Raw genomic sequence first — 20,667 nt, forward strand, 5'->3', positions numbered from 1 at the left:
CTCCTCTTTCTACAATTCGCTTGTATTGTATGAGAGAGATTAGATAAATGTGCCTATCTAACAAAAAACGAGATGCCATAATTGCAGCATCTCGTTTTGTATCATAAGCTAGAAAATTTACTTTTTCTAGCTTATGATTCCCATTTATACGTCCAAAATTGTTCACCTTGTAACCATTTTAATGTCGCTGGGTCTTGTTTTTTTAGCTTTGCTTCCATCTCTTCTAACATCGCTTCTGTTTGCGAACGATGTGCACGAAGCGCTGCTAGCTTTTGCTCTAATACGTCACTTATATTGTTAATTACATCTGGCTTTCCTAATACTTCCTCACGATTTTTCGTAATCGCCACTGCATGAATAACTGGACGTTCTTCTTTTGGCATACGTTCTACCGCACGAACAGCTGCGCGTCCAAATGCGTTATGATCTGGATGTACACCGTGCTCTGGATAGAATGTGATGATTAAGGAAGGATTCACATCATGAATCACTTCTTCAATTTTATCCGCTACAAAATCAACATCTTCAAATTCTAATGTTTTATCATGGAAACCAAGTAAACGTAGATCTTCAATGCTCATTGCCCGGCAAGCTTCTTCTAATTCCTGTTTTCGAATGCTTGGAATCGTTTCGCGATTTGCGAATACATTTTTCCCCATGTTACGTCCCATTTGCCCAAGTGTTCCGCAAGCATACGTAACAGGTATTCCATTATTTCGATATTGACGAATTGTTCCTCCCGCTGCAAATGATTCATCATCTGGATGCGGAAATACTACAAGTACGTGTCTTTCCATAATCTCACTCCTTATGCAAATGGCGTTAAACTTAATTGCAGCGCAACTGCTAGACGTCCTTTTTCATCATGACCTGCTAATAAAAGACGATTTTTCTCATCTTTTTCCCAATGTGTTACACCTTCTGCATATACCCAGCCGTGCTCCATTTTTAAACCAATACGGTATGGATTCGTTCCCGTAATTTTACCGCGTTCAAAGCGAATTACTGCATTACGCACAAATGCCCCAACTGTCATCGTTTTTTCATTTACATGCGAAGCATATGCACCGTTCGTTGTTTCTAAATGAAGGTATACATCATTATTTAGAAAACGTTCAATCTCGTTTTGTACGACAGAAGTATCTGTAATTATTTCCATCGGATTTCACCTCTTTTAATCAGTTTACGAAAAAATAATGTAAATTGCTATCTCTTATAATAGAGGACAATGATTACTTTGCCTATTTTTTTGCTTTTTATTTTATATTTTTAATACGGTATGTGAAATTACATATCTTTTTTTGTGTGTTCTGTATTTTCATTTCTTTCTGTATGCGAATTTGCTACAATGAAATTTATGCAGAGGAATGTATTTCGACAATTTTATACACAACTATGTATAGGATATTAAAAAAGAAGGTGAACACATTGGAACATTCAGCACATGAAGTTGCAAACTGGCAATATTACTTTGCCATTGCTGTATTTTTAGTAACATACGGCTTTATTATCTCAGAAAAAATTAACCGTGCTGTCATTGCTTTGCTTGGGGCTGCAATTATGGTTATTATGGGAATTGTAGATTTACATACTGCCTTTACTACACATATTCAATGGGAAACCATTACTCTATTAATTGGGATGATGATTCTCGTACATATTACAAGTCAATCTGGTGTCTTTGAATATGTGGCTATTAAAGCTGCAAAAGCAGCCGGCGGAAAACCAATTCGAATTTTACTGCTCCTATCCCTTTTAACCGCAGTTGGTTCTGCCTTTTTAGATAATGTAACAACCGTTTTATTAGTCGTACCAGTTACATTATCGATTACACGTATTTTAAAGGTAGCTCCTGTTCCATATTTAATTTCAGAAGTATTATTCTCTAACATTGGCGGAACAGCGACACTTATTGGTGATCCGCCAAACATTATGATTGGATCTGCAAATAAGCATCTTGATTTTAATGCGTTTTTACTGAATTTAGCACCGATTGTTACCATTATTGCTGCCGTTACATTACTTATTTTATATGTTATGTATCGCAACAAATTAAAAACAACCGACGAACAAATTCAGAAACTGATGTCTTTAAATGAAAAAGACTACATTCGTGATCGCAGCTTACTCGTTAAGTCCTTATCAATTTTAGCATTAACAATACTTGGATTCATTCTTCATTCTATTATTCATGTTGATGCTGCTGTAATTGCGATGACTGGTGCTGTCCTTTTAATGCTAATCGGTGTAAAAGAACACGAGATAGAAAATGTATTTGCTCATATTGAATGGGTAACAATTTTCTTCTTTGCAGGTTTATTCGTTCTTGTCGGTGCACTTGTTGATATTGGACTTATTTCCTCACTTGCACAGAAAGTATTGGATGTAACAAATGGAGATATTGGCTATGCATCCATCTTAATTTTATGGGTATCTGGTGCTGCTTCTGCCACAATTGATAACATTCCGTTTGTAGCAACAATGATTCCGCTTATTCAAAACTTAGCAAGCGGACTTGGACTTTCACCGGATTCTCCGCAAATTGAAGTACTATGGTGGGCATTATCTCTTGGAGCTTGCTTAGGAGGAAACGGTACGCTAATTGGTGCCTCTGCCAATGTCGTTGTAGCAGGAATTGCAAAACGGGAAGGATACGGTTTCTCTTACATGGAATTCTTAAAAATCGGGTTACCATTAACTATTGTTGCCCTACTTTTATCACACGTGTATATTTATTTACGTTATTTAATGTAGAAAAGGTTTGCAGCATGAGCTGCAAACCTTTCTTCTTCACCAAAAGATACCTATAACTGCAAGAGCACCTAAAATTAAACCTCCAACTTGCCCAATCATTGCTGGCGTCCATTCAATTCTCTTTTTCATTTGTACAACTGGTCTTTCATGCCGCAGTTGCTGCACTTCTGCTTGCAGTTGATGGATGGAACCGTGCAATTCTTTCACAAGCTCTTTCAGTTCTGCTATTTCTTCTTCACCTGACTTCTTTTTTTCTAAATTCATTTTCAATACCCCTTTTAGATCAATAAATTGAATAATGTTGGATTGTGATTGATTTCCATATAACGTACGCCCTGTTCTTCCATTCGTCTAATAAGAGGCTCATAATCTTCTTTTTGCTGAAGTTCAATTCCAACTAAAGCCGGACCATTATCTTTATTGTTCTTCTTCGTGTACTCAAAACGGGTGATATCATCATTAGGCCCAAGAACGTTATCTAAAAACTCACGCAAAGCACGGGGACGCTGCGGAAAATTAATAATAAAATAATGCTTCAGTCCCTCATAAATTAACGATCTCTCTTTCGTTTCCTGCATCCGATCAATATCGTTATTGCCGCCGCTGACGATACAAACAACCGTCTTTCCACGAATTTCATCTTTATATAAATCAAGCGCTGCAATTGGCAGGGCACCAGACGGCTCTGCAACAATTGCATTTTTATTATAAAGTTCAAGTAATGTCGTACACACTTTCCCCTCTGGTACAGCGACAATATCATCTAGTACACGTTTACAAACTTCATATGTAAGATAACCAACTTGTTTGACCGCTGTTCCGTCCACAAACGAATCAATATGCGGAAGCTTAACAACCTCTCCTTGCGCAAACGCCTCTTTCATAGAAGCAGCACCTTCTGGTTCAACCCCAACAATTTTCGTTAAAGGACTAATTCCTTTTACGTATGTTCCAACTCCAGCTGCTAAGCCTCCTCCGCCAATTCCCATAAACATGTAATCAATCGTACAATCCGTATCATGTAGAATTTCTACACCAATCGTCCCTTGTCCTGCAATCACATGTGGATCATCAAACGGATGAATAAATGTTAATCCCTGCTCTTCACAATATTTTACTGCTTCCCCATAAGAACTATCAAATGTATCTCCTTGCAGCATCACCTCTACGTAATCTCCCCCAAAAAAGCGCACTTGTGATACTTTTTGACTTGGTGTTGTATTTGGCATAAAAATCTTTGCTGGAATTTGTAATTTATGACATGTATAAGCTACACCTTGTGCATGATTACCCGCACTAGCACATACAACTCCTTTTTTCAACTCTTCCATCGGTAAATTGCTAATACAGTTATAGGCACCGCGTATTTTAAAGGAACGAACAACTTGTAAGTCCTCTCGTTTTAAATATACGTTACATTGATATTTCTCTGATAGAATAGGATCTCGCTCTAAAGATGTATTTCGAATCACATCTTTTAACGTATTATACGCAACGAGAATATCTTCAATTTTGATCATTTCTTTCACATTCTTCATATCTTTGACCGCCTCACTGTAGGATTTAAAAAGTTTTGTTTTACATTATACAGAATAATCTAAATATTTCAAATGTAATTTAAATAAAAAATGAATCAACACAGTGCATGTGTTGATTCATCCTTTCATGATGGCGTTTCCATATTAAACATTTGACCTTTGACATGTACCAAATTTATTATTTTAATTTTATAAAAAAACATTAATCAACCTCTTGTCCAGAAATAGATTTCCATCCAGTAGCTGTAACGCCTGCTTCTAAACTAAGGCTATTCACCACTTTTTCAATAAAAGCTGTTTTCTTAGCATCACAATGTAAAACTGCTCGAATCATTATTTTTTTACCTTCTTCAACCTCTTCACTATATAGTTCTCTTAACTGAATTCCTTCTGTATTTAGCACTTGCATTAGCAACAACCTAATATGCACTTCGTCTTTATTAGAGCATGTTGCAGTTATCACATAATTCATTTTCTCTGGCATTTGATCAGTTGATTTTTTATTCATAAATAATGCAACTGGACGAAGGAAAATATTAGCTAATAAAACTCCAAACGCCCCTAGTATAGCTACTGTTAAAAAACCTGCTCCGACAAGAGTCCCAACAGCTGCAGAACACCATAATGTTGCAGCAGTATTCAAACCACGAATACTAAAGCCGTCTCGAATAATGACGCCCCCGCCTAAAAAACCAATTCCACTAACAACTTGAGCTGCAATCCGGGTTGGACTAGATTCCCCTGTCACAATAACTGACAATAAAACAAACAAGCATGCTCCTAATGAAACCAAAGCATTCGTTCTTAATCCTGCCATACGATGAAGCCACTGGCGTTCTGTTCCAATAAGTGCTCCTGCCAATATAGCTACAAATATACGAAGTGCCATCTCTTGCAGCATCATCTTTTTTCACCTCTATCTATGTTTGAACTACCCCCACTTAACACCCTTACAGGTTGCTTGAAGTGGGAGATTCCTATGAACACCAAAGTATCCTTTGGTTATTTTAGTAGGCTAGCCCCGTAGTTCCTACGGTTAGAAGTCTTATGGCTTCGTTTTTAAGATTTTGTCCTGCGTTAATATCTTTATTGTGATGTATACCACAAGAAGGGCACTCCCACTCACGAAGGTTCAGATTTTTAACGTCTTTGTTTTTATAGCCACAACACGAACACAGTTGAGAACTAGCAAATGTTTTAGATACAGTAACTACTTCTTTTCCATACCATTTCGCTTTATATTCCAGCATTGTTCTGAATTGTGACCAAGATACTTCACTAATTGCTTTTGCTAACTTGTGATTTTTTAGCATGTTCGATACTTGCAAATCTTCAATACCAATGATGTCGTGGTTTTTGACAATTTCAGTAGAGATTTTTTGCAAGTAGTCTGTTCTTGCGCTAGTAATTCGTTCGTGAATACGAGCGACTTTGATACGTTGCTTATTCCAATTCGAAGAACCATTCACACGATTGGAAAGGATACGCTGTGCTTTCGCTAATTTTTCTTCAAGCTTACGAAACCATTTTGGGTTAGAAAATACTTCTCCTGTACTCAAAATAGCAAAGTCTTTTAATCCAACATCAACACCAACAGACGAACCTGTTTTTTCTAATGGTTGCACCTCTGTTTCAACAAGAATTGAAACAAAGTATTTCCCACTTGGATTACGTCTAACGGTAGCATTTAAAATACGCCCTTCTACTTCTCTTGATTTTGCAAAACGAACAAAGCCAAGTTTCGGTAATTTTATTTTGTTTCCTGCAATTGCAATATTTCCGTTTGTGTGTTTTGTTGTATAGGATTGAACCTTATTCTTTTTAGACTTAAAGCGAGGTGCATCAGTTTGTTTTTTGAAAAAACGAGTGAACGCATCAGCAAGGTTCTTAAGTGTAGATTGCAAGGAAATGCTATCTACCTCTTTTAGCCATACGAATTCCTTTTTTATTTGTGTTAGTTCCGCTGAACAAGAATTGTATGTCAATCCTTTTCCAGTTTCTTGGTATGTGTCATTCCAACGCGCCAAAAAGCGATTGAATACGAAGCGAGAACAACCAATAGTCTTAGCGATTAAGATTTCTTGTTCTTTGTTTGGGTATATTCGGAATTTGTATGCCTTATTTATTATCATCTGATTTCACCCCATGCCCATCAAGCTAAGATTTTAAGACACCCCCATAACGAGAATTTTACCTTTTTACAGTTATTTATGAGAATTCGGCTCATTTTTTTCGTTTTGGGGAACAATCAATTTCTTAAGTTGATGGCGATGGGGTACCGCCAGCATTTCGGAAAAAACCCACGCTAAGAAGTTTTTAATATAAAACAGCAATTGTTTTGTTTATAAAGCGTATACGAAATAAACATTTATTAAATAGCAAATGAGATGAAAATACTTTATACTTAAAATCTTAATAATATGGAGGTTAAATAAAAATGAAACATACAACATCTTGGAGACCTAGAGGCATTATACAGTGGATTTTGACCATCCTAACATTAGTAGCATTCCCTATCATTGGCATAATATCGTACTATATTCTGAATCCAAGTGATATGGATAAATTAATGAGTTCACTCGCTTGGGCCACAGCGTTATTTCCAGTGTCTCTATTAATTGTAACACTGTTCATAATAGTTCTTTTAATACTAGCTTTTTGGAAAAAAGCCAAAATTGCACAGGTGATTTTAGTACCATTGTCACTACTATTAATCTTTCTAACTGTACAGCCAATTACTAGTATGTTGAGCTATGCTAACAGTAAAGACGCTACTGTTTCTCTTAGTTCCCACTTTTTCAACAGCCAAACTATATCAACAAAACCCATGGAGAATGTAGTGTATGGAAAAACTACGGATGGTATTGAATTAAAGATGGATGTGTGGCCAGCCAAAGAGACTTCAAAAAACAAATTAAAGCCTGCTGTTGTACTAGTGCATGGAGGAGGATGGGTATCGGGTGATAAAGGGGAAGCTCCACACTGGAAACAATGGCTAAATGACCTAGGATACACCGTTTTTGACGTACAATATCGTATGCCCCCACAAGCAGGATGGAAAGATGAAGTAGCAGATATCAAATCAGCACTAGGATGGGTATTACAGAATGCAGATACCTATCAGATTGATCCGAATAAAATAAATGTAATGGGGGAATCGGCAGGAGGGAATCTCGCTATGTTGGCTGCTTATAGTATGGGGGAAGAACAGTTACCAGCCTCAACTAATGTTCCAGAAGTACATGTTAACTCTGTCATTAACATGTATGGGCCAGCAGATATGACAATGTTTTATAATGATAATCCGAGCACTAATTATGTACACGGTGTTATGGAAGAGTACATTGGAGGCACTGTTTCACAATTTCCCGAACGATATAAATTACTTTCACCGATCAATTATATTCAAGACAACACACCACCGACCATTACATTATTAGGAACAGGTGACCGTATAGTTCCAGTAGAACAAGGTGAAATGTTAGACAAAGAACTGAATGTGAAAAATGTAGCTCATGAATTCTACCTTCTTCCAGACGTTGACCATGGATTCGATATAAACCCAGGTAGTTTGAGTACTCAGTTTGCAAAAGAGAAGGTTACGGCATTTCTTCAAAGATATAATAAATAAACATATAAATTATCCATTTAAAAACAATTAGGCAGACTAAAATTTTTAGTCTGCCTAATTGGGGTACTGACGCATACCCATCAAGCTAAGATTTTAAGACACCCTCATAACGAAAATTTTACCTTTTTACAGCTATTTATAAGAATTTGGCTCATTTTTTTCGTTTTGAGGAACAATGCATTTCTTAACTTGATGGCGATGGGGTACAGCCAACATTTCGGAAATTTTGTATGCTAAGCGAATTTTAACCTAAAAAGTCGAATTCCTGTACGTTAAGTGAAGTGACTTTTCATTCACATAATCCGTATTATCTGAAGTTAATAAAGTATGTTACACTCTCTTCTTTAAGAACGTTTCCATAATATCCTTCTTGAATCTTTCATAATCAAACTGAAAAGCTACATTATGTGTTTTATAGCCTGGATTAGTAACAAAACGAAAGTCTGCAATGCTTTGACCAAATCCTTCTCCTTGATCAGGAATAACTTTAATGGGTACTCTTGAAAGGCTAACAGCCTCTTGATTCAGCAAATACCACACTGTTACAAAATCATGCATAGGGCTTCCGCTTATACCAGGATTAGACTTGGAGTAGAAATTATAATAATAGTCTAACATAGGTTTGATGATGAGTCCTGCAAGATCCTGTGTATTCCGATGAAATGCATCGATTTGCTGGACCATTTCGGGTGTAACAATCGCATGTTGAGTTACATTTAACGGAATAATTGTTAAGTTCTTCGCATGCTGCAGAATTAAGTTTGCTGCATAAGGGTCTGCGTAAAAGTTAGCTTCAGCCACGGCAGTCACGTTACCTGGATAGAAAAAAGCTCCGCCCATGCAAATGCATTCTCTTACGTTTCGCATTGTTTCTAAATTCAATACAAAGGTCGTAGCTAGCGAAGAAAGTCTTCCCAAATTGATAATTATAAGGTCTTCTAAATTTGAATGTATAATTTGATAAATATCATTTAAAGGATAAACTGGATAAGAAATTTCAGGGGGAATGATAGGTCCTAATCCGACTTTTCCATGTACCTCAGGGAAATACTGAACCAATATACCTGTCAACGGTACAGAAGCACCAAGGAATACAGGTATCTCTTTTCTTCCCGCTATGTACTTCAAATAGTTAATATTTCTTATTACATTTTCTCTTGATACATTTCCATAATCGGCTACAATCCCTACAAGTTGAATATCTTTACGAAAAAAGGTGTACAGCATAGCAAATGCATCATCAATTCCCAAATCTGTAAACAGGAGAACCTTTTTTTTCATATGTCTTCCTCCAAAATTTATAGAATCCTACTTTCACTAATGATGTAGTGATTAGACTAAGCTTGTACGTATATATTTATGTATTCCTAAAGAGTGGATTCTATTCATTTGAAGTAGCTTTGCTCATCTAAATTTGATATTATGTTCAAGCGCAAAATACATAAGGGGGATTAGAAATATGGAAAGACCCGTTGTTATTGAGGAGTATACACCGGATTGGGCACTACAATTTAAAGAAGAACAAAAGCTTCTAAAAGGTATAATGGGAGATACGGCTATTACAATTGAACATATTGGAAGTACATCTGTTGAAGGATTAGGAGCTAAACCAATATTAGATATTATGATTGGAGTTCATAATTTAAAAGAAGTAGATGTGTTTATTGAACGTTTAAAAAAGATTGCATATGAATATGTATTTCATAAAGAGTTTCCAAACAGAAGATTTTTTAGAAAGGGATTATGGAGAGCCGGAACACATCATTTGCACGTTTATGAACTAGGGAGTGAAGAATGGAACAGTAATATCTTATTTAGAGATTATCTAAAAAACCATCCTGATACACTCCAACAGTATTATCAATTAAAACAAAAATTAGCTGAAAAACATCATCATGATAGAGTCGCATACACAAATGAAAAAGCGTCATTTATAACAGATATTATTCAGAAAGCTAAAAATGAAATTAACTTCCGCTAACGAAAATCATGTAAATATATAAAGTTATCAAACGACTTTATGAGGTAACGTCACATCGCCATAAAGCTAAAGTTTTACACTATCCATTAAGTAAAAAAGACGTTATTCTTTTTGTAGAAATATACAGAAAGGATGGCGTTTTTGTATGAATCTATCGATTCAGGATGAGTTTCATTTGTTCGCTGAAGAACTGTAGCGATATCTATCTCCACATATTCTTCAACAACTCGCACAAGAGACAGGTTTTGTAAAACGTAAAAGTAAGTATGGCGCACGAGATTTGGCTGCTTTATGTATCTGGATTAGTCAACAGGTAGCAAGCGATTCTCTTACTCGATTGTGTAGTCAGCTTTATGCAAATACAGCTACACTTATAAGTCCAGAAGGACTTAATCAACGTTTTAACCGATGCGCTGTTTTATTTCTACAACGTGTATTTTCCCTTTTAATCAAAAGCAAATTAAACGATTCGTCTCAAATCTCAAACCAATACACCTCTTATTTTCAACGTATACGCATTTTAGATGCTACTATTTTTCAAGTACCCAATCATTTGGCCCCTATTTACCCTGGTTCAGGAGGATGTGCACAAACAGCTGGTATTAAGATTCAGCTAGAGTATGATTTACATAGTGGAAAATTCCTCAATTTTCAAATGGAACCAGGTAAAAACAATGATAAAACCTTTGGTACAGAATGTTTGGATACCTTACGCCCAGGAGATTTATGTATACGAGATTTAGGATACTTTTCTCTAAAAGATTTAGATCAGATGGATCAACGGGGAGTATTCTATGTTTCACGGTTGAAATTAAATAATAGAGTATATGTAAAAAATGAATCACCAGAATTTTTTCGGAATGGGGCAGTAAAAAAGCAATCTTTATATGTTTTGCTTAACCTTGAAGATATTATGCATCAGATAAAACCAGGAGATACTTATGAAATTCAGAATGCCTATATTGGACAACAAAAATTACCCTCACGAGTTGTAATATATAGACTCACATCAACTCAAATTCATAAACGTAGGAAACAACAAACTTATGTTGAAAAGAAAAAAGGAGTTACATACTCTGAAAAAAGTAAACGTCTAACAGAAATCAATGTTTATATTACCAACATTCCATGGGAAGTTGTTCCGATGGAACATATTCATTATATCTACTCTCTACGTTGGCAAATAGAGATCGTATTTAAAACATGGAAATCTCTTTTTGGTATCAATCGTTGTCACAATGTTAAGCGGGAACGTCTAGAATGTCATCTTTACGGCCAATTAATCGCTATTTTTCTTTGTTCTTCAACTATGTTCAAAATGAGACAACTGTTACTACAGAAAAAGCAAAAAGAATTAAGTGAATATAAAGCTATTTACATGATTCAAGATCATCTGTATTTAGTGTATGAAGCCCTACAAAAAAGTACTCAAGAAATAACAAAGGTTTTTCTCAAACTTTTTAATCTCTTACAAAAAAACGGCCGGAAATCTCACCGGTATGAGAAGAAGACAGTCTTTGATATTCTGGGCATTGTATATGAGTATAGTGGTTTGAGAAGGCAAAAGAAAGCTGCATAATTTTTTAAAATGATGCCTATCTAGGTTTATTTGGCATGTACATTTTTAAGAGTGTACCTCTACTTTAAGGATATTTTAGTCCTGATGAACGAAAGTTCATTTTGTTTCTGTTCTTAAGTTGATGGGCATGTGATTTCACCCCCCTTTTTTTGATATACCAAGTATATTATTCTGGGAGAGGAAATTTCAATGGAAAAGGTATCTGTTGTGCTACTCGTTCCAAAAGGATTATTGGAACGAGTAGACAAATGCAAAGAAGAAAAGGGTTTGGGTACTCGTACCCAAACTATTTTTCATTTATTACAAGTAGCACCCGAAAAGTCAGATAGTTAACGAGGCTTATGCCACGCCCTACCTGAAGCCAATTCACCTCCCACCTACTATGCTTCACGTTCCTTGAGGTGGGAGATGAATTAGCTAAAACGATAAAATCCTTCTCCTTCTTATATTTTACCTTAATTCTCATTAAAATAAATTTCATAAAACTAGCTACTTCTATAAGTTTCCTGCACATTTAACCTTACACGTACAATCAAACTAAAAAGTTCCCAATATTGTATATAAAATTTTCAATTATTTTTTCGCCTTGTTAAAATGATAAAGCTAAGCATTGCACCGATATGACAACAAACAATTGTAATTCCCATCGGTACAGCTGTCTGTTCTCCTTGAATACCAACTAAAGGTGCTACTACAGCGCCAGATATAAAAGGTAAAAGTCCTAATAAAGCTGCGGCGCTTCCTGCTGCTTTCTGCTGATTCTGCATCGCTAACGTAAATCCAGTCGTCCCAACAATCCCTACGCTAGAAACAATAATAAAGAAGCAGATTAACACTCCTATTAAAGAAGGTGCCAGCAAAATAATAAGAAGAAGGGTGATGCCTCCTAGCAATGCAAAGAGAAGTCCAGCTACTAATAAAGTACGTTCTTTAATCCGCCCTGCCAAGCGCCCTGTAACTTGAGATGCAATAATAATACCAAAACCATTAATCGCAAAAAATAAGCTATATAATTGCGGCGAAGCACCAAAAATATTCTGAATAACAAATGGTGATCCTGAAATATAAGCAAACATGGCTGCTGTGATAAACCCTTGAGAAAGTGCATATCCCATAAATACGCGATCTTGTAATAAACGTTTATAATGAGATAAACTCTCTCCCCATCCGCCTGCTGTTCTTTTCTCTTCATGTAACGTTTCTGGCAAAATAAAAATAACACTTAATAACATAAGTCCACTTAATACACCTAACACAATAAACACCCCGTGCCAAGAAGCAAAGTTTAAAATTTGTCCTCCCATAATAGGCGCAAAAATCGGAGCTGCTCCATTTACTAGCATTAAAGCAGAAAAGAATTTTGTAAGCTCAGATCCCGTGTACAAATCCCTTACAATAGCACGAGAAAGTACAATTCCTGCTGAACCGGCTGCACCTTGAATAAAGCGTAATACAATGAGCAACCATACAGACGGTGTCAACGCACATAAGAAGGAAGCAGCTGCATACATAACAAGACCAATTACAATCGGTTTTTTCCTCCCTTGACGGTCACTCCATGCACCAACCCACAATTGACCTAACGCAATTCCCAACAAACATGCAGTTAAACTTAACTGCGTAAGTGCGCTTGTCGCATGCAAATCGTTTGTTAAGGCTGGAAAAGCCGGAAGGTACATATCAATAGAAAGCGGACCAATCGCAGATAAGCTTCCAAGAATAATCGCTAGGATGATTCGCTTATCTTTTGCGACTTGTACTTTCATTTGTAATTCTGTTTGCAATCATATAACCCCCTTTTTTATCTTCCCACTAACACGCGGCATAAAGTGAAACTTCCATCAGTGGAGGTTTTTTCATCCCCCACTGATAGTTAGTTGAACCAATCGGGCTTTTACGGGCAGTAGTGATCCCCCACTTATCTTCCTCGCTTCTCTCTCAACCTTGAGGTGGGGTCTTACTGCCCGTTAATGCAGGATAAAGAAAAAACCCTATTATATAGAAGTTTCACTTTATGTTTCAAATTCCTTATACCTTGTTCAATTACTTCAATAAATAAGAGTATAGAATAACAGCCAAGATGTAACTATATTAGTTACACAATTGGTTTTTGTCAACACATTTATCCGATATTTTTCCAATTCAACAATATCAAAAAGGATATCAACAAATGTCGATATCCTTTTATCTTCTAGAATTCCATTCAATTTCCCTCTACATTTGTCAGCGGCTTCTCATACGTATCACTATGACAAGTATACATTGTTGTCTTATCTTCTATTACAATGCGCTCTTTGTTAACTATAAAATTCTGCTTTACTGAAAACAACATGACCTACTTAAACAAAACACTTCTGACAATTCCTAATTCGTACTGATGCCCCGCGCCGTCCAAATACGATCAATTTCTGCGCCGTGCTGTCCTCCGTAAAGAAGAGCATCCGCTTGTTTAATCGCTCTCGCACCGTCACGGAACGTAGCGTTAGGAGTAAGGGACCAATGCGATTGCAAAATGATTTTTGTCGCAATATCGCGGCCAAAAGCTTGCGCCATATCATACTCACCTTGCGACCAAATTTCGCCGTCCGCATGAACTTCATTTACAATGTCTTTTGGATACACTTTATTATCGTCCAATCTGCGAAGACAAGTTGGGTTCGTATTTGAATAAGAAGTCGAATCCCATTCTCCGATACACGCTTTTCCATAATTTGTACTTGATACAGCATCTTCATAAGTAGCTCCCAAGAAATCCCCAAAGCCTTCTCCCATGGCTCCGCCTTCTGAAGAATTCCCAAACCCAGGAACTTGATTATCTTGAATGGAATGACCATATTCATGAGCAATAACCCCTGCATCTTCCGCATCATCAACTCCGCCGGAACCGAATGTCAGCGCCTTAGTCGAAGGGGAATAAAAAGAATTATCGGCTTTATATGTATTCACATTCGCTTTAATAGAACGATTGTTAATATTATTAAAGCCTAGCTGTTGTATATACCGTTGCAAAGTATCAATGTGATAATATGCCATAACATCTTCAAATCTATCATTTGAACGTGTGTAATTATATTGAAGAGAGGCAGAATACGTTTTTACTTTCGACGTAATCGTCACATAGTCTCCAATCAAATATCCTGATCCATTAAGTCCTTTTAAAGTGACCGTTTTTAGTTGATTATTCAATGCAGTAGAGTCTGCATCATTATTGTCAGTCAGCCCAACCAAACTTCCACTCGTTGCTACAGGATTTGGCAGGAACACTTTTCCTTGCCCTTCTGCTTTTCGGTTTAAGTCTTTTTTCTTAAGCAGCTTTCCGTTTTCCGCATCAATAAATGTTTCCCATGCACCGAACGGCTTTTGGGAGTGAATGACAACCCGATACACTGGAATTGCTACACCTTCTTCGATTACATACCCAAACTCACGTGTAGTCGGAGCCCATACATTTGTATCATCAGCTTCAATATACTGACTAGATTTGCCTTCTGCTTCCTTTTCACTCAATTTCTGCTTAATTTTCTTGACGCTCTGTACAGGAAGATAATCTGAAACTGCTAGTATACCTTGTCCTCCTTTATTGAGCGTAACGGTTACTTGCCTAGAAAACACAGGAGATTCATTTACTGTTTGTTGAAATCTAACATAAGATGCCACCTGTGTATCTGTCGTAGAAACATATTGCAAATCTGATAAATCCGCCTTTAAAGAATACTGAGCAGCGTTCGCTTTTAAATATTCGGTTGCCTGTACTTGAGGCGAAACTGCCTGTACCTTTACTTGTGTTTCCTCTATTGCAGAAGCAGTGGACATAATACCAAAAACCAACGGAATTGCCGTTGCAACCGCGACAACTTTTTTCAACAAAACGATCACTCTCCTCTTCTTGAGTTATTTCGAATGTACGAATAATTCTAGAAGAGATAATATTTTACCTTTCTAATTTCTATAAACATAATGAAAGTAAGATTTTCTCAATAATTTTATATAAAACAGGGAATATTTTAAAATCTGCTATTCATAATAATAAATTGAAACAATAGTACCTATAGTATGTATTCCTTTCTTAGATCATTTTTTGATAACGTTAATAATGAGCAATAAGGCATTACTTACAATGCTTGCTACACCTATCCAAAATAGCCAATTTGTTGCGGTTTGCCAAGAAGCGGCGATGATGAGTAGCGCAATAGCAATTGATACACAATTGCCAACCCAGTTTAGTTTCTTATTGCGGTGAAATTTATGCTTGGCCTGAGAAATAGATTGCCGGACTGTATTCTTAACATAATAGGTTTTTTCTTTAATCTTATTCTCAGTATCTTTTGCTTTCTGATGAAGAATATTACTAATATAGGATTCACTCACAATTCGCACCCCCATATCGACGTTTTGAAAACTCCGCCAAAACTTTTTCCTGATAACTATCTGAGTTTAACTGTGCCTGCTCTTCAACTTCAAGATTTGCATTTTCTTCAAAACCGTCTTGTTCTTCGCCGTCGAAGCGATAGAGCTTTTGTAATAATCTCCAAAGCGTTTTAATTTCGTCAGTTGTGAAATCGTGAAACATATCCGCTAAAAAATAGGTAGACTTTTCCGAACAAGCAATTAACGCTTTTTTTCCTTCAGGGGTAATCTCGATATTGATAGAACGTTTATCCATTTTACTCGGCATAGTTTTAACATAACCTTTTTTCGCAAGGCTTGTAGTCAACTTGTTAGCGGTTTGCTTTGTTGTACCTAGCTTTTTAGCGATATTAATAAGTGTAGTGCTTTCACTTGGTAAATGTGCAATAGCAATCAGAGCCATGTGTTGTCGGGCAGTTAATATCTCCATGTATTCGTCCCCTCGAGTTTGAACCTTGTTGACAACCGAAAACAAAGTTGCGTAACTTTGCTGCATAAAATGTAGTTCTTTCATTAAAAAGTTGATATCCATATTTAGCTCCTCCCTATATTAGTCACCATGTTGACAAATATAAAATACCATATCCTGCGAAATCATGTCAACATGGTGACTAATCTTACTTGAACTAACTTTTCTTGAATAAACAACGCGTTTTAATTTATTTTCCTAAGTCCATTAGAATGCCAAAAATCCCCACTGTTTGTTTCGAAAGTAGGGATTTCTTTTGTTTAAAGACTTTTCTTTTTTCTCAAGGCAATACACTATTTTTTGAATTTTTTATCAAAAATTGCACTAAAAACTTAACGAATGTAGTGTAGTGTTATCCTAAGGCGGAAGTAAAAAACCCTCTTGATAATAGCACTATTTTTATACCGTAAACAGTTGTTTTTTATCTCTTAAAACACTTACAGAAAATTAGTTTTTTAAGTCTTAATGCAGCATTGAAATAAAGTTGAACCGTTTATAACAAAGTTAAACCGTTTTGAAAAAATTGAAGTCTTAATACTTAAAATTTAATTAAGACCATAGCTGTATTGGAAAATACCCCCTGACGCTATGTTAGCAACTGAAGTTTTTATATAAACTTAAATTAATAACCGAGAAGTAAGGGATTGAAAATGTCCTTAGTGATCTGCCTTCATTGTTGATTATCGTAAAGGAATTATAGTAAAAGCAAAAAGGTTGGTAACAATCTTGAAAAATAAAATGAGGTGATTCATTAATGATTAATTTCAATGGAGAAGAAGTTACCAAGGTGGACAGTAAAACCAAGGTTGTTCAATCGAATATTAAAGCGTGGTTTGCAATTGGAGCAAGTTCTATCACACTATTCGCAATTATATTGAAATCTTTTTTACCTGAAGCACCGGATTACACAATGGGATTTGCTCCAGTAGGAATTACGGTATTTGCTTCAATCTTAGGAATGATTGCACTAGCACTATCTATTAACTGGCAGCGTGAAAGTTTAACGCCACGTTTTCTTTTGCTAATTAGCACATGGGGAGCTTGTTTTATGTTAGTCTGGTCATCAGGCGGTATTGTGTTTGACATATTACGAACAGCTGCTGTACTTGGAATCCCCGGTTTGCCCCCTGTTGTGGATTGGCCAGGATTTGCAACCAGAACCATTAGCCTCATAGCTGCCATACTGCTTGCTGCAGCAACTCTCTCTTTTCAACGTATATCCCGAGGGGCATGCATTGTATGTGGTCAAGGGCCTTCAGTGAAAACCCAACCTGACCGTATTTGGTTCGGCTATGCTGCGTTTGTACTATCTTTTCCATATCCATTATTGAAACTTTATTGGTCCTTCGGTGGCACCCTAGGAGGTGGCCAAAATTTCAGTCAACATTCTGCTTATGGAGAAATGCTAGTATTTGGCGCTTGTGCATTGCTTTGTCTTGCTCTTGTACAAAAATGGGGGCGTATTTTTCCTAAGTGGGTACCGTTTGTTGCTGGGAAAAAAGTTCCTCGATTCATTCTAATCACCGGAGGTTGGGTTGCTGCATCTATGACAGTTTCAATGGGATTTTTGGCAATATTGGGATCTCTTTTGGAGGTATTAGGTCTTTCGAATGGACCAATGTCTTTCGATGACGAAGGTTTGTTGGTATCTATAGTATATGGAGGATGGTTGTTGCTGGGTATCGCGATCACTGGAGCTACCTGGAATTATCAGAAGCAAACCAGAGGTAAATGTGTAAAATGTGGGAAATTTTAAATAATGATTTATAGATATTATAAAAGGATCTTCAAATGAAGATCCTTTTTCATTGCTAATAACATCGCTTATGTTGACTACATACCCATTTGAGGCCTTCTTTAACTAAACCAGCTAATAGAAACAAGTCGTTATTTAATTAAAGGGCGATTTAATGGAGGAAAGATCATAGAAATGATCAAACTTTTTTATAAAAGAATCATTTAATTGAAAATATAAAGAGCGTGCTTTAATCAATCTTTTTTCAAAAACACGCTCTTTCTTTTTGTTCGTTTATCAAGGCTATTAATTTCAATTTGATCAAACTTTATTCCAAGGCTACACCTCGATGCTTCACATCTGCGGATACGCCTCCCGCTATGGGCTATGTCCTCCTCCAAAACCAATTAACCCCTTATATAATTCCTCGGTTTTATACCCTTTCGCGTATAGTATGTAGTCTTTTCTTTTTAACTAATTTATTCTGAAAAGACTACGGAAATATAAAAAGGTACTAAATACATTTATAATAAAAAACCGTTGTATGTAATTCTCCGTTTGCCGATTCAGCATAGCGAGGAATCTTCCCCGCTTCAACAAAGCCTAATGATGTATATAGTTTATTAGAAGGGTCTCCTTCTCTTGTATCTAATACTAACAAAGATCTATTTTCTTGATTCGCTCTTTCTTCTGCTTTTTGCATCAGTGCACGTCCAATTCCATTACGCCTAAACTTAGGATGAGTCATTAATTTTCCAATTTCAGCCCGATGACTTCCGTTTTGCTTCGTACTTAAATGCAATTGTACGCTGCCTGCTACCTCCTTGTTTATCCTTGCAACAAATAGTATAGCTTCAGGGCTTAACACGGTTTCCCAGTACTTTATCGCCTCTTCTTGTTTCATTGGCGGTAAAAAACCTATTGATGCCCCGTCATCTACTACTACTCTCAAAAGTTCTGAAAGCTCTTCAATATCTTCATCAATTATTTTCACATCTTCTATTTCCAGTTGATGAACCAATTCACAATTCCCCTTTTCATATTTAAAGTAACTTATTTGTTTCAACCAAGAATATCTTTAGCCACCCAGCCGACTACACCATCTTTTTTTATCAAGTTATATCCTGTACAGCTATCATCGACTACAGACACAATATCCCCTTTACTTACGCTTATTTGCGCGCAAGACACATCTGTTTTTGCAGTAAAATGCCCCGTTTCATTTTGATGAAGATATTCATTTTTAACGTAAAGCAGCTGCTTTGTTTCTAGTTGTTTACACAAAGTGAAGTGTTCACCTTTTTCAACTGGAACAACATCATATCGTGGATAAGTGATAGAACCAACCATCATAGGCTCCGCACGAAAGTCTTCTAACACTTTGCATTTTGGAAAATGATCTATATATGTATACGAAAATATATCTTTACTAGATGATTTGTGAATAATAAATGCATTTAATTGACCAGTTTCTTTGATGGCATTTCCACCGTCGATTGCAATTATTTTTTTGGTTTGATCTATAATCGGATTATCAACTGGCACATCTGAAGAATAATTAACTACTGGCCAATGTCCCACTATTACATATTTGTTCGCACGATGTGACTTATGTAAAAATGCTGGCAGTGTAATAGCAACATCTCGATCTGTATCTTTCCAATTCTCTATGTCCTCTAGTCCTGCGTGAACAAAAATATAGTTTTCTATTTCAATAGCAGTTGGTAATTCTGTAAGCCACTTCATTTCTTTTGAAAAATGACTTGTTAATATTTCTTTTACCTCTCGGATGTTTGTATCTTCGCTCACAGAATATCCTAAGTACTCAAACTATTCATTCAATATAGAATGTCGCTTCGTACATAAATAGTTTATTAACTGGGGATTTTCATTTAAAAGCTCCTCAACTAAAGTATCACAATTTCCTTCTATAACATGAACCTTTGGATTATTAGCTGAAAGTTCCATTACATAGCTTACAACACCTTTACTGTTACTGCCTTTCTCACAAAGATCACCATTTATGATCAAGTAATCCTCTGTGCTAAATTTAACTTTTTCTAATAACGCTTTGAAAAGTTCTAATTCTCCATGAATATCTGAAATAACAATGACTCTTACGTTATTTGGAATTGATAATTTTTTTATTTTGTCCAATGTAAATACTCCTTTTTTAGCTACAACGTCTACTGTAATACGCATTATTTTTTTTCAATTCATTATTTTACGAAAACTCATTCGGCAAAATACCTTATTATTCCTCTTTTTATAACCAGCCTGCTCTTTAAGTCAATAAAAAACGCTACTTCTATAAGAATTCGCGTCTTAGTGAATTTCTTTCATATTGCATTATATTGTCCTTACTACTTCATTCATATCTGTCAACGACTGCTACGCTATTTCCCGATGGTATCTCCCCATCATACACTTCTTTGTCACGAACAAGTAACTTTTCCGCATCGCTTCCTGCAAAGAAAAATCCTCCATGCTCTTAATCCCAAAATAAGGAAAATAGCATCCTTAGAACTTCATAATATAAATAACAATACATTTATGTTAATATTATAAATATT

17 protein-coding genes and 3 pseudogenes are annotated in these 20,667 nt (G+C 36.1%); 6 read left to right on the forward strand and 14 right to left on the reverse strand.

The window, feature by feature from the left end; translation table 11 throughout:
- Positions 1-131: 131 nt before the first annotated feature.
- Both bshB2 and NKR74_RS13630 read right to left on the reverse strand, forming a co-directional pair.
- Entirely contained in the window at positions 132-797 is a 666-nt protein-coding gene (gene bshB2 / locus NKR74_RS13625) for a bacillithiol biosynthesis deacetylase BshB2 (RefSeq protein ID WP_253629913.1), read from the reverse strand.
- Between the two features lie 11 nt (positions 798-808).
- Positions 809-1,159 (reverse strand): YojF family protein, encoded by a 351-nt coding sequence (locus NKR74_RS13630; protein WP_253629914.1) that lies wholly within the window; start codon positions 1,157-1,159, stop codon positions 809-811.
- 173 nt (positions 1,160-1,332) lie between these two features.
- Here NKR74_RS13630 and NKR74_RS13635 point away from each other — a divergent pair, with 173 nt between their 5' ends.
- Complete coding sequence (locus NKR74_RS13635; protein ID WP_253629915.1) at positions 1,333-2,754, forward strand: ArsB/NhaD family transporter; 1,422 nt, start codon at positions 1,333-1,335, stop codon at positions 2,752-2,754.
- Between the two features lie 36 nt (positions 2,755-2,790).
- Here the strand turns inward: NKR74_RS13635 and NKR74_RS13640 are convergent, their stop codons facing one another.
- From NKR74_RS13640 to tnpB, 4 genes are all read right to left on the reverse strand, one after another.
- Positions 2,791-3,018 (reverse strand): hypothetical protein, encoded by a 228-nt coding sequence (locus NKR74_RS13640; protein WP_253629916.1) that lies wholly within the window; start codon positions 3,016-3,018, stop codon positions 2,791-2,793.
- Between the two features lie 14 nt (positions 3,019-3,032).
- Positions 3,033-4,292: a threonine ammonia-lyase IlvA gene (gene ilvA, locus NKR74_RS13645; protein WP_253629917.1), complete on the reverse strand. Its 1,260-nt coding sequence runs from the start codon at positions 4,290-4,292 to the stop codon at positions 3,033-3,035.
- A gap of 202 nt (positions 4,293-4,494) precedes the next feature.
- Positions 4,495-5,196, reverse strand: coding sequence for an MgtC/SapB family protein (locus NKR74_RS13650; protein WP_253629918.1), 702 nt, complete (start codon positions 5,194-5,196; stop codon positions 4,495-4,497).
- Between the two features lie 103 nt (positions 5,197-5,299).
- A complete protein-coding gene (gene tnpB / locus NKR74_RS13655; RefSeq protein WP_253629919.1) occupies positions 5,300-6,424 on the reverse strand; it encodes an IS200/IS605 family element RNA-guided endonuclease TnpB in 1,125 nt (374 codons plus the stop codon).
- Between the two features lie 305 nt (positions 6,425-6,729).
- Here tnpB and NKR74_RS13660 point away from each other — a divergent pair, with 305 nt between their 5' ends.
- Positions 6,730-7,923 (forward strand): alpha/beta hydrolase fold domain-containing protein, encoded by a 1,194-nt coding sequence (locus NKR74_RS13660; RefSeq protein WP_253629920.1) that lies wholly within the window; start codon positions 6,730-6,732, stop codon positions 7,921-7,923.
- A 330-nt stretch (positions 7,924-8,253) separates the two neighbouring features.
- Here NKR74_RS13660 and NKR74_RS13665 read toward each other — a convergent pair whose 3' ends face one another.
- Complete coding sequence (locus NKR74_RS13665) at positions 8,254-9,204, reverse strand: nucleoside hydrolase (RefSeq protein WP_253629921.1); 951 nt, start codon at positions 9,202-9,204, stop codon at positions 8,254-8,256.
- Positions 9,205-9,382: 178 nt separating this feature from the next.
- Between NKR74_RS13665 and NKR74_RS13670 the strand changes: the two genes are divergently transcribed.
- The 3 genes and pseudogenes from NKR74_RS13670 (at position 9,383) to NKR74_RS13680 (ending at position 11,816) form a co-directional block, all read left to right on the forward strand.
- Positions 9,383-9,904, forward strand: coding sequence for a GrpB family protein (locus tag NKR74_RS13670; RefSeq protein ID WP_253629922.1), 522 nt, complete (start codon positions 9,383-9,385; stop codon positions 9,902-9,904).
- A gap of 145 nt (positions 9,905-10,049) precedes the next feature.
- Positions 10,050-11,483 (forward strand): annotated as a pseudogene (locus tag NKR74_RS13675) (IS4 family transposase).
- A gap of 189 nt (positions 11,484-11,672) precedes the next feature.
- Entirely contained in the window at positions 11,673-11,816 is a 144-nt protein-coding gene (locus tag NKR74_RS13680) for a hypothetical protein (protein ID WP_176524666.1), read from the forward strand.
- Positions 11,817-12,052: 236 nt separating this feature from the next.
- On the opposite strand, the gene NKR74_RS13685 is transcribed toward NKR74_RS13680, so the two are convergent.
- The 4 genes from NKR74_RS13685 to NKR74_RS13700 all read right to left on the reverse strand — a co-directional run bounded on the left by NKR74_RS13685 (position 12,053) and on the right by NKR74_RS13700 (position 16,422).
- Complete coding sequence (locus NKR74_RS13685; RefSeq protein ID WP_253631155.1) at positions 12,053-13,249, reverse strand: multidrug effflux MFS transporter; 1,197 nt, start codon at positions 13,247-13,249, stop codon at positions 12,053-12,055.
- A gap of 598 nt (positions 13,250-13,847) precedes the next feature.
- Positions 13,848-15,296 (reverse strand): M36 family metallopeptidase, encoded by a 1,449-nt coding sequence (locus tag NKR74_RS13690; RefSeq protein WP_253631156.1) that lies wholly within the window; start codon positions 15,294-15,296, stop codon positions 13,848-13,850.
- 258 nt (positions 15,297-15,554) lie between these two features.
- Positions 15,555-15,851 (reverse strand): hypothetical protein, encoded by a 297-nt coding sequence (locus NKR74_RS13695; RefSeq protein WP_375337668.1) that lies wholly within the window; start codon positions 15,849-15,851, stop codon positions 15,555-15,557.
- The gene (locus NKR74_RS13700; protein WP_253629923.1) at positions 15,844-16,422 is read right to left on the reverse strand and encodes a MarR family winged helix-turn-helix transcriptional regulator; all 579 of its coding nucleotides are present in this window, start codon (positions 16,420-16,422) and stop codon (positions 15,844-15,846) included. The genes NKR74_RS13695 and NKR74_RS13700 overlap by 8 nt, the downstream gene beginning before the upstream one ends.
- A 724-nt stretch (positions 16,423-17,146) precedes the next feature.
- Between NKR74_RS13700 and NKR74_RS13705 the strand changes: the two genes are divergently transcribed.
- The gene (locus tag NKR74_RS13705; RefSeq protein ID WP_253629924.1) at positions 17,147-18,115 is read left to right on the forward strand and encodes a hypothetical protein; all 969 of its coding nucleotides are present in this window, start codon (positions 17,147-17,149) and stop codon (positions 18,113-18,115) included.
- 493 nt (positions 18,116-18,608) lie between these two features.
- Here the strand turns inward: NKR74_RS13705 and NKR74_RS13710 are convergent, their stop codons facing one another.
- From NKR74_RS13710 to NKR74_RS13720, 3 genes and pseudogenes are all read right to left on the reverse strand, one after another.
- Positions 18,609-19,115: a GNAT family N-acetyltransferase gene (locus NKR74_RS13710; RefSeq protein WP_253629925.1), complete on the reverse strand. Its 507-nt coding sequence runs from the start codon at positions 19,113-19,115 to the stop codon at positions 18,609-18,611.
- A gap of 41 nt (positions 19,116-19,156) precedes the next feature.
- A pseudogene (locus NKR74_RS13715) lies at positions 19,157-20,251 on the reverse strand (metallophosphoesterase).
- Between the two features lie 226 nt (positions 20,252-20,477).
- Positions 20,478-20,609 (reverse strand): annotated as a pseudogene (locus NKR74_RS13720) (hypothetical protein); the annotation flags it as partial.
- Positions 20,610-20,667 lie beyond the last annotated feature (58 nt).

The sequence above is a fragment of the Bacillus sp. 3103sda1 genome (genome assembly GCF_024159135.1).
GTDB lineage: Bacteria > Bacillota > Bacilli > Bacillales > Bacillaceae_G > Bacillus_A > Bacillus_A rhizoplanae.